Origin of the sequence: Pseudarthrobacter sp. 902506025 (assembly GCF_040702325.1) — a bacterium.
Classification (GTDB): Bacteria; Actinomycetota; Actinomycetes; order Actinomycetales; family Micrococcaceae; genus Arthrobacter.
Genome location: NZ_JBFBKW010000001.1, coordinates 44,018 through 57,166, shown reverse-complemented (window position 1 = coordinate 57,166; position 13,149 = coordinate 44,018). Strand labels below are relative to the sequence as shown.

Annotated in this window: 11 protein-coding genes; 2 read left to right on the top strand and 9 right to left on the bottom strand. The window is 66.7% G+C overall.

Annotation, left to right across the window (positions count from 1 at the left end):
- From AB0280_RS00220 to AB0280_RS00195, 6 genes are all read right to left on the bottom strand, one after another.
- A complete protein-coding gene (locus tag AB0280_RS00220; RefSeq protein ID WP_275181063.1) occupies window positions 1–561 on the bottom strand; it encodes a hypothetical protein in 561 nt (186 codons plus the stop codon).
- Window positions 558–1,178 (bottom strand): DUF402 domain-containing protein, encoded by a 621-nt coding sequence (locus AB0280_RS00215; protein ID WP_275181061.1) that lies wholly within the window; start codon window positions 1,176–1,178, stop codon window positions 558–560. The genes AB0280_RS00220 and AB0280_RS00215 overlap by 4 nt, the downstream gene beginning before the upstream one ends.
- The gene (gene dxs / locus AB0280_RS00210; protein ID WP_159632170.1) at window positions 1,175–3,148 is read right to left on the bottom strand and encodes a 1-deoxy-D-xylulose-5-phosphate synthase; all 1,974 of its coding nucleotides are present in this window, start codon (window positions 3,146–3,148) and stop codon (window positions 1,175–1,177) included. Before dxs ends, AB0280_RS00215 begins: the two co-directional genes overlap by 4 nt.
- A gap of 130 nt (window positions 3,149–3,278) precedes the next feature.
- The gene (locus AB0280_RS00205) at window positions 3,279–6,104 is read right to left on the bottom strand and encodes an aconitate hydratase (RefSeq protein ID WP_159632171.1); all 2,826 of its coding nucleotides are present in this window, start codon (window positions 6,102–6,104) and stop codon (window positions 3,279–3,281) included.
- A gap of 166 nt (window positions 6,105–6,270) precedes the next feature.
- The gene (locus AB0280_RS00200; RefSeq protein WP_366366233.1) at window positions 6,271–7,632 is read right to left on the bottom strand and encodes a class I SAM-dependent RNA methyltransferase; all 1,362 of its coding nucleotides are present in this window, start codon (window positions 7,630–7,632) and stop codon (window positions 6,271–6,273) included.
- A 41-nt stretch (window positions 7,633–7,673) separates the two neighbouring features.
- Complete coding sequence (locus tag AB0280_RS00195; protein WP_159632172.1) at window positions 7,674–9,650, bottom strand: APC family permease; 1,977 nt, start codon at window positions 9,648–9,650, stop codon at window positions 7,674–7,676.
- 118 nt (window positions 9,651–9,768) lie between these two features.
- Here AB0280_RS00195 and AB0280_RS00190 point away from each other — a divergent pair, with 118 nt between their 5' ends.
- On the top strand, window positions 9,769–10,443 hold the full coding sequence (locus tag AB0280_RS00190; protein ID WP_159632173.1) for a potassium channel family protein: 675 nt from the start codon (window positions 9,769–9,771) through the stop codon (window positions 10,441–10,443).
- Window positions 10,440–11,198: a potassium channel family protein gene (locus AB0280_RS00185; RefSeq protein WP_224025715.1), complete on the top strand. Its 759-nt coding sequence runs from the start codon at window positions 10,440–10,442 to the stop codon at window positions 11,196–11,198. Before AB0280_RS00190 ends, AB0280_RS00185 begins: the two co-directional genes overlap by 4 nt.
- 24 nt (window positions 11,199–11,222) lie before the next feature.
- On the opposite strand, the gene AB0280_RS00180 is transcribed toward AB0280_RS00185, so the two are convergent.
- The 3 genes from AB0280_RS00180 to AB0280_RS00170 form a co-directional block, all read right to left on the bottom strand.
- Window positions 11,223–11,996, bottom strand: coding sequence for a DUF3159 domain-containing protein (locus AB0280_RS00180; protein ID WP_366365982.1), 774 nt, complete (start codon window positions 11,994–11,996; stop codon window positions 11,223–11,225).
- Window positions 11,993–12,244: a hypothetical protein gene (locus AB0280_RS00175; protein ID WP_307489592.1), complete on the bottom strand. Its 252-nt coding sequence runs from the start codon at window positions 12,242–12,244 to the stop codon at window positions 11,993–11,995. The genes AB0280_RS00180 and AB0280_RS00175 overlap by 4 nt, the downstream gene beginning before the upstream one ends.
- A gap of 100 nt (window positions 12,245–12,344) precedes the next feature.
- Entirely contained in the window at window positions 12,345–13,058 is a 714-nt protein-coding gene (locus tag AB0280_RS00170) for a DUF3710 domain-containing protein (protein ID WP_224025713.1), read from the bottom strand.
- Window positions 13,059–13,149: the final 91 nt, after the last annotated feature.

The following is a 13,149-nucleotide window of genomic DNA, read 5'->3' as shown; positions in this document are numbered from 1 at the left end:
CTAGAGGCTGAAGCTGCTGGCGGTCTTGGCGGAGTGCTTGAGCTTGTACTGGTCGGGGTCGTTGAACGGGGCGGCCGCGATGCTGAGCTTGGTGAAGTCGAGGTCCTCGCCGCGGGCGCACACCTTGATGGCGTTGACTGCCTTGTTGACGTCCGGGCACAGGCAGAAGATATTCAGCTTGTAGTCGGTGAATTCGGACCGCTCAACCGTTCCCAGGCCGCGCCAGGCCAGGTGGCCGATGAGGGCGTCCTTGGCCTTTTGCTCAAGGCGGCGGTCCCGGTCGGTGCCTTCCCTGGTCTTGAGGGCGAACTGTGCCACCACCCAAAACTGCTCCTCATTGGGGATCTCCGCGTAGCCGTCCTCGGCGCACTGTGCGGCAAAGGCGTCCAGGAGGCCGTCTGCAGCACCGGCATCGGGGACGTCGGTTTCCTCGGTCTTGCTCTGGTGCCCCACGGCACCGAAGTTCATCACGAACTGGGAGTACTCCTCGTCGAACCAGGCTTCCCGGAACTGGAGGGCGCCCTCGTCGTCGCGTTTGTAGACCCTGACAATGCCGCTCATGTGGTGCGTCCTTTGGTAAACCATTCAACGTCGGTGCCGTCGAAAGGCGCGTGCTGTGCCTTGACGGCGTGGTAGAGCCCGTCCGCCGCGGCCTGGATGTCCTTGATCAGACGGTGGGGGTAGCGCATGGAGACGCTGTGCTCCGCGAACTCGTCCTGGTCGTCGATGAAGACGCCGCGGTCGGCGGTGCGGATGACGTCCAGGTCCATGTCGATGACATGGAACTCGGTTACCGCCGGCCGGATGTGTGTCCACTCGTGGCCCACGGCGAGGTCGATGTAGACCCGCACTCCGCCGGGGTGGGCGGAGTCGTAGAACGTGGCCACCCAGTCACCCTGGCGCGGCACCAGCAGGACAGCGTCCGAACGGGTGTAGAACGCGGCGCCGGGCCGGGAACAGAACTCGTTGGTGCCCTGGAAGATCCACCACCCGTGCTGGTCCTCGCCCACGTACCGCCCCGGCACTACCCAGTGGGCTTTGCCGTTCCATTTGCGGTTCCTGGACACCACCAGCTGGCCCGGCTCCAGCCCGTTGGGAACGCGTGTGGTGGTGGTGTGCAGGACCGGTCCGGACTCCCCCGCCGGCCCGGGGTACTTCAGTTCGTCCTCGTCCCTCACAGGATCGGAAGGCTGCCGGTGGTGGGGTGCTGCTGCCCGGGGAGGGGCCGCGCAAAGGGAACCTTCGTTCCCAGGACCTGTGCGACGACGTCGTGCGTGATCTGCTGGGCGGTCAGCCCAACGCGCTCCAGCACCTGGTTGCGGGTGCCGTGGTCGAGGAACTCCACCGGCAGGCCCACCTCGTTCAGGGCGGTGTCGACGCCCGCGGCACGCATCTCCTGCCGGATACGCGAGCCGACGCCGCCTGCGCGGACGCCGTCTTCGATGCAGATCACCAGGCGGTGGTGTGAGGCCAGCGCAATGATGGAACGGCGGACGGGAAGGACCCAGCGGGGATCCACCACGGTGGTGCTGATGCCCTGCGCGCCAAGCCGGTTGGAAACGTCCAGGGCCAGTTCGGCCATGGCGCCCACGCTGACGATCAGCACGTCGTTTTCCGTGGAGCCTGACGGCCTGCGGGCCAGGATGTCCACGCCGTCGCTGAGCCGTTCCAGGGCCTCGACGGCGGGGCCAACGGATCCCTTGGAGAAGCGGACGACGCTGGGGGCATCGCTGATGGCAACGGCTTCGCGCAGCTCCTCGCGGAGCCGAGTGGCGTCGCGGGGCGCGGCAAGGTGCAATCCGGGGACGATCTGGACCATGGCCATGTCCCACATGCCGTGGTGGCTGGCGCCGTCCGGGCCGGTAACGCCGGCCCGGTCAAGGACGATCGTGACGCCGGCCTTGTGGAGGGCGACGTCCATGAGGAGCTGGTCGAATGCCCGGTTCAGGAAGGTGGCGTACACCGCCACCACCGGGTGCAGTCCGCCGAAAGCCATGCCCGCGGCTGCGGTGAGCGCATGCTGTTCCGCGATGCCGACGTCGATGACGCGCTTGGGATGCTTGGCCGCGAATTTGTGCAGGCCCACCGGGATCAGCATGGCCCCTGTGATGCCCACGATGTCATCGCGTTCGTCGGCGATGGCGGCGATCTCGTCCGCGAACACGGAGGTCCAGGACTGGGCGCCGCCGGCGCCGGTGGGCTCGCCCGTTTCGGGGTCGATGATGCCGACAGCGTGGAACTGGTCCGCTTCATGGGCCCGGGCCGGAGCGTAGCCGTGGCCCTTTTCCGTCATGGCGTGGACGATCACGGGGCCGCCGTAGTTCCGGGCAGTGGAGAGCGCGTGCTCCATGGCCTGGAGGTTATGGCCGTCCACCGGGCCGATGTACTTCATGCCGAGGTCCTCGAACATGCCCTGCGGCGCCCACCAGTCCTTGATGCCCTTCTTCATGGCGTGCAGGCTCTTGTAGGTGAACTGCCCCACGGGGCCGCCGTCCTGGAGCTTCTTCTTCCACCAGTCAAGCGCGCCCTCGTATGCGGGAGCGGCGCGGAAGGAGTCGATGGTGGGGCGCAGGGAGGCAAGGTAGTCCGCGAAGCCGCCCACCGTGGGGGCGTAGGACCGGCCGTTGTCGTTGACCACGATGACCACGCGGCGTTTCTTGTCAGCCGCGATATTGTTGATGGCTTCCCAGGCCATGCCGCCGGTGAGGGCACCATCGCCGATGATGGCCACCACATGCCGGTCACCTTCGCCGGTGAGCTGGCGGGCCCGGGAAATGCCGTCGGCCCAAGACAGGGACGACGACGCGTGGGAGCTTTCCACAATGTCGTGTTCCGATTCGGCCCTGTCCGGGTAGCCGGAGAGCCCGCCTTCCTGGCGGAGCGTGCTGAAGTCCTGGCGTCCGGTGAGCAGCTTGTGGACGTAGGACTGGTGCCCTGTGTCAAAGACGATGCTGTCGCGGGGGGATTCGAAGATGCGGTGCACGGCCAGCGTCAGTTCCACGACGCCGAGGTTGGGCCCGAGGTGGCCGCCCGTCTGGGAGACGTTCGTGATCAGGAAATCCCTGATCTCCGAAGCCAGCTGTTCCAGCTGTTCCTCGGTCAACTCGTTCAGGTCCTGCGGATTCCGGATGGTGTCCAAGATTCCCAATGACCCCTCCTTCGGGTGGTAGACGTGCCGTTTAACTCTAACGCCTTGGTGTGAATGCAAAGCCGAAGCCCCGGCTGGTCGGTGACCGGCCGGGGCTTCGGGGAGGTTGGTGCCTGGGCGGCAGTTCCCGCTAGTTGGCGGAAATCTGGCGCAGCACGTACTGCAGGATGCCGCCGTTGCGGTAGTAGTCCGCTTCGCCCGGGGTGTCGATGCGGAGCACCGCGTCGAAGGACTTCGAGGAGCCGTCCTCTGCGGTGGCGGTGACCTTCAGGGTCTTGGGCGTGCTGCCCTCGTTGAGGGCGGTGACGCCCTCCACCGAGAAGGTTTCCGTGCCGGTCAGGCCCAGGCTGGCAGCGTTCTCGCCGGCCGGGTACTGCAGCGGCAGGACGCCCATGCCGATGAGGTTGGAGCGGTGGATGCGCTCGTAGCTCTCGGCGATGACGGCCTTGACGCCCAGCAGTGCGGTGCCCTTGGCAGCCCAGTCGCGCGATGACCCGGAACCGTATTCCTTGCCTGCCAGGACCACCAGCGGGGTGCCGGCTGCCTGGTAGTTCTGCGCGGCGTCGTAGACGTATGCCTGCGGGCCGTCAGCCTGGGTGAAGTCGCGGGTGAAGCCACCCTCAACGCCGTCCAGGAGCTGGTTCTTGATACGGATGTTCGCGAACGTGCCGCGGATCATCACTTCGTGGTTGCCACGGCGCGAACCGTAGGAGTTGAAGTCCTTGCGCTCCACGCCGTTGGCCAGCAGGTACTGGCCGGCCGGGGTGTCGGACTTGAAGGAACCGGCCGGGGAGATGTGGTCGGTGGTGACGGAGTCGCCGAGCTTCAGGAGCACGCGGGCGCCCGAGATGTCCTTGACGGGCTCCGGCTGGGCCTTCATGCCCTCGAAGTACGGGGGCTTCCGGACGTAGGTGGAGTTCTGGTCCCAGGCGAAGGTGTCGCCGGCGGGGGTGTCCAGTGCCTTCCAGCGGTCGTCGCCCTCGAAGACGCCCTCGTAGCCCTTGGCGAACATGTCCTTGTCGATCGAGGAGTCGATGACCTGCTGGACCTCAACCGGGTTGGGCCAGATGTCCTTCAGGAAGACGTCGTTGCCGGCCTCGTCCTTACCGAGCGGGTCGGCCTCGAAGTCGAAGTCCATGGAACCGGCCAGGGCGTAGGCGATGACCAGCGGCGGGGACGCCAGGTAGTTCATCTTCACGTCCGGGTTGATGCGGCCTTCGAAGTTGCGGTTGCCGGACAGGACGGCGCTGACGGCGAGGTCGTTGGCCTGGATGGCCTCGGAGATCTCTGCTTCCAGCGGGCCCGAGTTGCCGATGCAGGTGGCGCAGCCGTAGCCCACGATGTAGAAGCCGAGCTTCTCCAGGTACGGGGTCAGGCCGGACTTCTCGTAGTAGTCGGTGACTACCTTGGAGCCGGGGGCGACGGAGGTCTTGACCCACGGCTTGGCGGTGAGGCCCTTTTCGACGGCGTTGCGCGCCAGCACGGCGGCGGCGAGCATGACCGAGGGGTTGGACGTGTTGGTGCAGGACGTGATGGACGCAATGGTTACCGCGCCGTGGTCCAGCTCAAACTCGCGGCCGTCAGCCATCTTTACGGGCACCGGGTTGGAGATCCGCCCGGCGCCGCCATGCGCTGCGGAGTACTTCGGCGGTTCGCGGTCGGTGTCCGAGATATGGGTCGCTCCGCCCGTGAAGGACGGCGCGTCCGAAGCCGGGAAGCTCTCCTCGAGGGACTCGTCCAGGGTGCCCGCGTTCGCGTCGTGCGAGACGTAGTTGAGCAGGTCGTGGCGGAACTCGTCCTTGGCCTCGGTCAGCTCGATGCGGTCCTGCGGGCGCTTGGGGCCGGCGATCGACGGAACAACCGTGGACAGGTCCAGTTCCAGGTACTCGGAGAACTTGATGTCGCGGGAAGGATCGTGCCACAGGCCCTGTTCCTTGGCGTAGGACTCCACGAGGGCAACGTTCTGCTCGGACCGGCCGGTGAGGCGCAGGTAGTCCAGGGTCACGTCGTCGATGGGGAACATGGCGGCGGTGGAGCCGAACTCGGGGCTCATGTTGCCGATGGTGGCGCGGTTGGCCAGCGGCACGGCCGCGACGCCCTCACCGTAGAACTCCACGAACTTGCCCACCACGCCGTGCTTGCGCAGCATTTCGGTGATGGTCAGCACCACGTCGGTTGCGGTGGCGCCGGCGGGGATGCTGCCGCTGAGCTTGAAGCCCACGACGCGCGGGATGAGCATGGAGACGGGCTGGCCGAGCATTGCTGCCTCGGCTTCGATGCCGCCCACGCCCCAGCCCAGCACGCCCAGGCCGTTGACCATGGTGGTGTGCGAGTCGGTGCCAACGCAGGTGTCGGGGTAGGCGCGCAGTGCACCGTCCACTTCGCGGGTCATGACGGTGCGGGCCAGGTATTCAATGTTGACCTGGTGCACGATGCCGGTTCCCGGGGGGACCACCTTGAAGTCGTCAAATGCGGTCTGGCCCCAGCGCAGGAACTGGTAGCGCTCACCGTTGCGCTGGTATTCGATCTCCATGTTGCGCTCCAGTGCGCCGGAGTTGCCGAAGGCGTCGATCTGGACGGAGTGGTCGATGACCATTTCGGCCGGTGCCAGCGGGTTGACCCGCTTGGGATCGCCACCCAGGTCCTTGACGGCTTCACGCATGGTGGCCAGGTCGACCACGCAGGGAACACCGGTGAAGTCCTGCATGATCACGCGCGCCGGCGTGAACTGGATTTCTGTATCGGGTTCCGCATTCGGATCCCAGCCTGCCAAAGCGCGAACGTGATCGGCAGTGATGTTCGCGCCGTCCTCGGTCCTCAGCAGGTTTTCAAGCAATACCTTGAGGCTGAACGGAAGGTTTTCTGCACCTTCAACGGAGTTCAACCGGAAAATTTCGTACTCGGTTCCGGCTACATTAAGTTTGCCTTTTGAACCGAAGCTGTCCACAGTGCTCATCGCAGGACTCCTCTCGCAACAGTTTCATCTTTGTCGCGCGGTTGACCGCCTGCTAGTTAGGAAGCCCTAAGTAGTTCCAGGGCCCGAAAATTTGCACACGGCCGGCCGAGAATTCGGGCGCGACGTGGGACTACTACGGCCATCGTAGTCGAAAACCGTGGCGGCATCATGGAGCCGGAGTCAGCAGTGCCACTGTCTCGAGGTGGTGGGTGTGGGGGTACAGGTCGAAGGCCCGCAGCCCGGCGAGCTCCCACCCGGAGCGTCGGAAGTAACCGAGGTCACGCGCGAACGACGCCGGATCGCAGGACACATAGGCAATGGCCCGGGGCTGCGACGCGACGAGTTGGCCGACGACGGCTTTCCCGGCTCCGGCGCGGGGAGGGTCGAGGACCAGGGCGTCGAAGTTCCGCGGTTTCTGGCGCAGGACCTGCTCCACGCGCCCTTGGACCACCTCCACCTGCGGTGCGGAGTGCAGGTTCTTCCGGGCATCCCGGCTTGCCCCCGGCGCCCCTTCGACCGAGAGGACGGACCCCGTCTCCCCTACGGCATCAGCCAGCACGGCAGTGAAGAGCCCGGCGCCCGCGTAGAGGTCGGCCACCACGGCTCCGGGGTTCAGGAAGTCACCTTTCCGGAGGAATTCTGTGACAGCACCCACAAGGGTCCCGGGCGCGTCGCGGTGTATCTGCCAGAAACCCTCGCCGGTCACCCGGTATTCATGTCCGGCGGCGGTTTCCTGCACCCAGGTGCGTCCCCGGAGCTGCGTGACGGTTCCGGCCAGCGGATCGAAGGCTGCCACCGATGCGTCCGCCGGCAGGGCCGCGGCGATCGCCCGCAGCCGCTTGTCCTTGGTGCCCGGCGCGGGGGCCAGGAGCACCAGGGGCCGGGAACCGTTGGCCGGCGCGGCCACCTCAACCCGTTCGATGCCCTGCAGGTCCAGGTCCCACAGGCGCAGGGTGTTGATGGCTTCGCTTGCCAGGGGCATCTCCCGCACCGCAACGATGTGGTTGGAGCGGTGGGCGTGCATCCCGAGCCTGCCGCCCGGGGTGACCGAAAAACTCGCCCGCGTGCGCCACCCCAGGCCGGTGCCGCCGTCGTCCGCTTCCCCTACGCGTTCGACCCCGCCGGTCCATACGGACGGCACCTGGTCGAAGCCGGCCAGCCGGGTGAGCTGTTCTGCCACGACGTCCGCTTTCAGGCTGCGCTGCCGGGCCAGGGTCATGTGCCCGAACTCGGCCCCGCCCACCGGCGGGTGGCCGTGGCCCCAGCCGCGCAGGGAATCGGCCACGTGCCAGAAGTGTTCCACCCGGTCCGGCGATGCTTCCAGCACCTCGATGACATCGGCCCGCCAGAACTTGGCGCCGTCCGCGGCGTCGGTGAGCCTGACGCGGACCTTCTCCCCCGGAATGGCGTGCCGGACAAAGACCACGCGGCCCTCATGGCGCGCCACGCAGTGCCCGCCGTGGGCCACCGGACCGACGTCGAGGACGGCCTCCTCACCGGTGTGGCCGGTTTCATCCCCTGCGGGCAGGGAAGTATCTGATGCCGGCAAAGCGGCGGAAGGGTTGGCGGTCACTGGACATCCTGGAGGTTCTTGGCTTCTTCGGAGGATTTGAGCTGCCAGGGAACGCTGGCCACCATGACTCCCGGTTCAAAGTGCAGCCGGGTCTTGATGCGGAGGGCGGTCTGGTTGTGAACCAACTGCTCCCACCACTTGCCCACCACGTACTCGGGGATGTAGACCACCACCAGGTCCCGCGGGGAATCCAGGCGCATCTGCTTGACGTAGTCCATGATGGGCGTGACGGTCTCGCGGTACGGGCTGGCGAGCACGGTCAGCGGCACCGGGATCTCAAGTTTTTCCCAGTCCGCGATGGTGTGTGCGGTCTCGTCCGGGTCGATGTCCACGGTGATGGCGTCCAGCCGGGAGGGGCGGGATGCCCGCGCGTAGGCCAGGGCCCGCAGCACCGGCTTGCGGACGTGGGAGACCAGCAGGACGGCGTGGACCCTGGTGGGCAGGGCGCGCGGTGAGGAGTCCTCGTCCACGGCGAGTTCCTTGGCGACGTTGTCGTAGTGGGCCCGGATGCTCCACATGATCAGGAAGAGGATGAACATGGCCAGCAGGGCAATCCAGGCGCCCTGCTGGAACTTGGTGATGAGGACGATGACCAGCACCAGGCCGGTCATGCCGAAACCGATGCTGTTGATGGTCCGGGACTTGATCATCTTCCGCCGGACGGCCTTGTCCTTGGCCAGTTTCAGCTCGCGCCCCCAGTGCCGGATCATGCCGAGCTGGCTGAGCGTGAAGGAAATGAAGACGCCGACAATGTAGAGCTGGATGAGCTTGGTGACGTCCGCGTCGAACGAAATAATGAGCACCAGGGCGCCTGCCGCGAGGGCCAGCACGCCGTTGCTGAACGCGAGCCGGTCGCCGCGGGTCCGGAGCTGGCGGGGCAGGTAGCCGTCCTGGGCGAGGATGGAACCCAGGACCGGGAAGCCGTTGAAGGCGGTGTTGGAGGCGAACACCAGGATGACGCCGGTAGCGGCCACCACGATGTAGAAGGGGATGGACCCTTCGCCGAAGATGGTCTGCGCGATCTGGCTGATGGCCGGGTTCTGGATGTAGCCCTCAGGCAGCGGGCTGCCGTTCAGCAGGAATTCCTTGGCGGGGTCCAGCACAATGTGGACCTTGGTGGCATTTGCCAGGTAGATGATGCCCGCCAGCATGGCGGCGCCGATCACGCCCAGGAGCAGCAGGGTGGTGGCTGCGTTCTTGCTCTTGGGGTGCCGGAAGTTGGGAACGCCGTTGCTGATGGCTTCGACGCCGGTCAGGGCCGCGGCGCCCGAAGAGAAGGCCCGCAGCAGCAGGAAGGCGCCGGCCAGGCCCACCAGGCCCTGGTCGAAGCCTTCGGCGGGAACAATGGTGAACGCAGCCGACGGCGCCTCGCCCAACTGCCCCGTGGCGGCCTGGAACATGCCCACCGCGGTCATGCCGAGGATGGACGCCATGAAGATGTAGGTGGGGACGGCGAAGACGCTGCCCGCTTCCTTGATGCCGCGCAGGTTCACCAGGGCCAGGATGACGACGCCGATGGTGGCGATGACGGCCTGCTCGCCGTGCAGCGAGGGCACAGCCGTGGTCAGGTACGCCGCGGCGGAGGACATCGACACGGCGACGGTCAGGACGTAGTCCACCAGGAGGGCAGACGCCACCGTCAGGCCGGCGTACTTGCCCATGTTCTCGTTGGCGATCTCGTAGTCGCCGCCGCCTGACGGGTACGCGTGGACGTTCTGCCGGTAGGAGGCCACCACGGTCAGCAGCACCACCATCACCGCCAGGCCGACCCACGGAGAGATCGCCACGGCGCTGACACCGGCCAGTGCCAGGGTGAGCAGGATCTCGTCCGGTGCGTAGGCTACGGACGAGAGGGCATCGGACGCAAAGATCGGCAATGCGATCTTCTTGGGAAGGAGGGTGTGGGCCAGTCGGTCATTCCGGAAGGGCCTGCCCACCAGCACGCGTTTGACGGCGTTCAGTATTGTCAACACCCCACAAAGCTAGTCTGATTCGCGGACGATGTCATGACGGGCCGCTGCCAGGCCTAACAAGGGCCATGCCGGTAGAGTTCTAGCTGCACGATCCTGACTTAGATACAAAGGAGATACGGTGGCGCATTTCGTGATCATGGGATGTGGCCGGGTGGGGGCAACGCTGGCGCACACGCTGGAGGATGCCGGTCATTCCGTGGCCATCATCGACCAGGATGACCGCGCGTTCCGCCGGCTCCGCCAGGGCTTCACCGGCCGGAAGGTGACCGGTGTGGGCTTTGACCGCGAGACCCTCAAGCAGGCAGGAGTTGGCGAGGCCTACGCCTTCGCCGCCGTTTCCAGCGGTGACAACTCAAACATCCTGGCCACCCGGGTTGCCCGCGAGACCTTCCACGTTCCGCATGTCGTCGCCAGGATCTACGATCCGGGTCGCGCCGAAATCTACCAGCGCCTGGGCATCCCCACGGTGGCCGCCGTCCGCTGGAGCGCGGACCAGGTGCTGCGCCGCATCCTTCCCGAACAACATCTCGCCGGTGATTTCCGTGAGCCCTCGGGCCGGCTGGTCCTGGCTGAACTGGACCTGGACGCCGGCTGGATCGGGCACCGGATCAGCAGCATTGAGAAGGCCGCCGATGTCCGCGTGGCCTATGTCACCCGCTTTGGCGAGGGCCTGCTGCCTGGCGCCGGAACGGCGTACCAGGACGGTGACACCGTGCACGCCATGCTGCAGGTGGACCGCAGCGCCCAGATCGCCCAGATCCTCGCCAAAGCCCCCGCCAAGGAGTACCAGTGAAAGTCGTTATCGTCGGCGCCGGCAGCGTCGGATCATCCATCGCCAGGGAATTGCTGGCGCATAAGCACGAGATCCTCCTGATCGACCTCAAGCCCGAGGTGATCGGCCGCAGCGGCCTGCGGGGCGCCCACTGGCTGGTGGGCGACGCGTGCGAGCTCTCCACGCTGCAGGGCGCCAAGGTGGAGGACGCCGACGTCGTAGTCTCCGCAACGGGCGATGACAAAGTGAACCTGGTGGTGTCCCTGCTGGCGAAGACCGAGTTCGGTGTTGGCCGCACCGTGGGCCGGGTGAACAACCCGAAGAATGACTGGATGTTCAATGACTCCTGGGGTGTTGATGTAGCCGTCAACACCCCGCAGCTGATGACCGCCCTCGTGGAGGAGGCAGTGGAGATCGGTGACCTGGTCCGCCTGCTGACGCTGCAGACCGGGGTGGCGTCCCTGGTGGAATTCACCGTGCCCCACGACTCCCACGTCATCGGCATGACCGTGGGAGACATCCACTGGCCGGAGGACGCCACCCTGGTGGCCATCCTGCGGGACCAGGCGCCGATCACGCCCAGCAGGGACGACGTCATCGACGGCGGGGACGAACTTTTCTTCGTCACCACCATTGCTGCCGAGGACGGACTGCGGGAGCTGCTCTCGTCCGCCCCGGGCAGCATCGACGCCGGGGAACAGGCCCCGGGCAACGGCCAGCCGGCCAACGCGGGCGGCCACGGCCATGCTTTGGACGACGACGGCTTCGACGGCTAGGCCGGCCGCCGCGAGGCCTGGGCGTCAGGCCGTACGGTCGGCGCCGGCTTCAGCTTCGGCCGGAGCAGGCCGGGTTACCAGCCACGCAACCCAGATCCCGAGGATGTACAGGGGTGCACCCATGATGAGGCGGGTGGTGGCGAGTGCGGCGATGCCGTCGGTGCCCATGAGGTAGAGGGGCACCTGCACGATGAGCCGGAGCGCCAGGACCGCGACAATGATCCACGTGCCCAGCCGGTATGCCTTGACCCGGGCCGGTTCCTTGCGCCACTCCACGCCCTCATTGCGGATGAAACCGAAGAGGAGGCCCGCCACGGGCCACTTGACGGCAATGGAAAGGACCATCGCCAGGATGTAGGCGCCGTTGGTGAAGAAGCCGGGAAGGTAGAAGTCCTCCGCCTTTCCGGTGGTGTTGGCCAGCCAGGCGGAAATGCCGACGCCGGCCACTCCCGCCAGCGCCTGGGTCAGGGGGCGCCGCTGCACCAGCCGGACCACGGTGAACACAGCTGCCGACGCCAGGGCGGCCACCAGGGACAGGGTGAGCTCGCGGGTGATGGTGAAGGCCACCAGGAAGACAAGGCCGGGAACGATGCTCTCCGCAATGCCCTGCACTCCGCCGGCGCTCCGCAGGACGTCCACGCGTCCGTCGTGGGTGCGGTGGAGTCCGGCCTTTGCAGCGTACTCAGCGGCGAGGCCGGCAACCGGGGACGGACCTGGAGCCTGAGGGCCGCCCTGCTGCTGCCCGTTCCTGCCGGGGTTCTCAGGTCCGGTGGGCTGTTCAGGCTGGTGCGCGGTCATTCGTTCTCCTGGCGGGACAGTATCTCGTAGCGGGGATTGAATATGGTGGGCATGTCCTTGCCGCGGGCCAGCATCCCCTCGACCCGGATTTCCGCACCTGCTTCGATGCCCGGCACCCGGCGGCGGCCCAGCCAGACGACGCGGAGCCGCGGTGGCCGGCCCTGTCCCGGAGCGGCCGGACGTGCGGCGTCGTCCTCCGAAACGATGGCGCTGAATTCGGCAGTCCGGTCCGCAGGTACAAACGTCACGGAGTCAATGTGCCCCTGGCACGTGACGCGGCCCCGGTCGGGCAGTTGGCCCAGTGGCGTGACGCCACGCGTTGACTGCGTGGCTCCGTCCTGCGGGGACTCAGCCGATCTGGGTAATTTCGGGACCACGTTCGGGCTCCTCCAGGGTGGGTGCGGCGGGCGGAGGAGTGGCTGAAGCGTCCTTGGGCAGCCTCAGCTGCAGAAGATCGCGCGGCGGCATGGGGCTGTCCCCGCGGACCACCACGACCTGCCGGAACAGGGCCTCGAGCGGTTCCGCGGCGGGGCGTTCCAGCGCGGCGGGTCCACCCAGGACGCCGCGCAGGAACCAGCGGGGCCCATCGACGCCGATGAAACGGGCCACCCGGTAGCCCTGGCTGCCGTCCGGAAGTCCGGCGGGCAGCTTGGCCACCAGTTCGGTGCCGAAAGCGCCTTCAACCTCTTCAACCTGGCCGCCCTGCGCGCCGACTGACTGGCCGATCTGTTCGCGGATCTCATCCCAGAGCGTCTCTGTCTTGGGGGCGGCGAACGCCTGCAGCTGGAGGCTGGAGCCGTTAAGGTCCAAGGTGACTGCCACTACCCGCTGCGTTGCCTCTTCCACCTCGAGGCGGAGCTGAAGGCCCTCGCTCGGTGTGATGAGCAGGGCGCCGAGGTCAACAAAGCCGTCGCGGCTGCTGATTTCGGACTCGTCGAAGGGGCCGTCCTGGCGGCGGGCGGCAGTGCCCGGTTCGCCTTCTCCGGCCTCCGCGATCGTCAGCTCGTCGGCCGGCTGCGCCGGCTCTTCATTCTTTGCTTTCCTGCCGAGCCCAAAGACCATGGGTGACTCCTTAATCCTGAAAATGTGCCAGTTCTGAATGGTTCCGGTGGGAACTGCGAAGGTCCCACCGTCGTGCGTGCTGGCGTGGCAG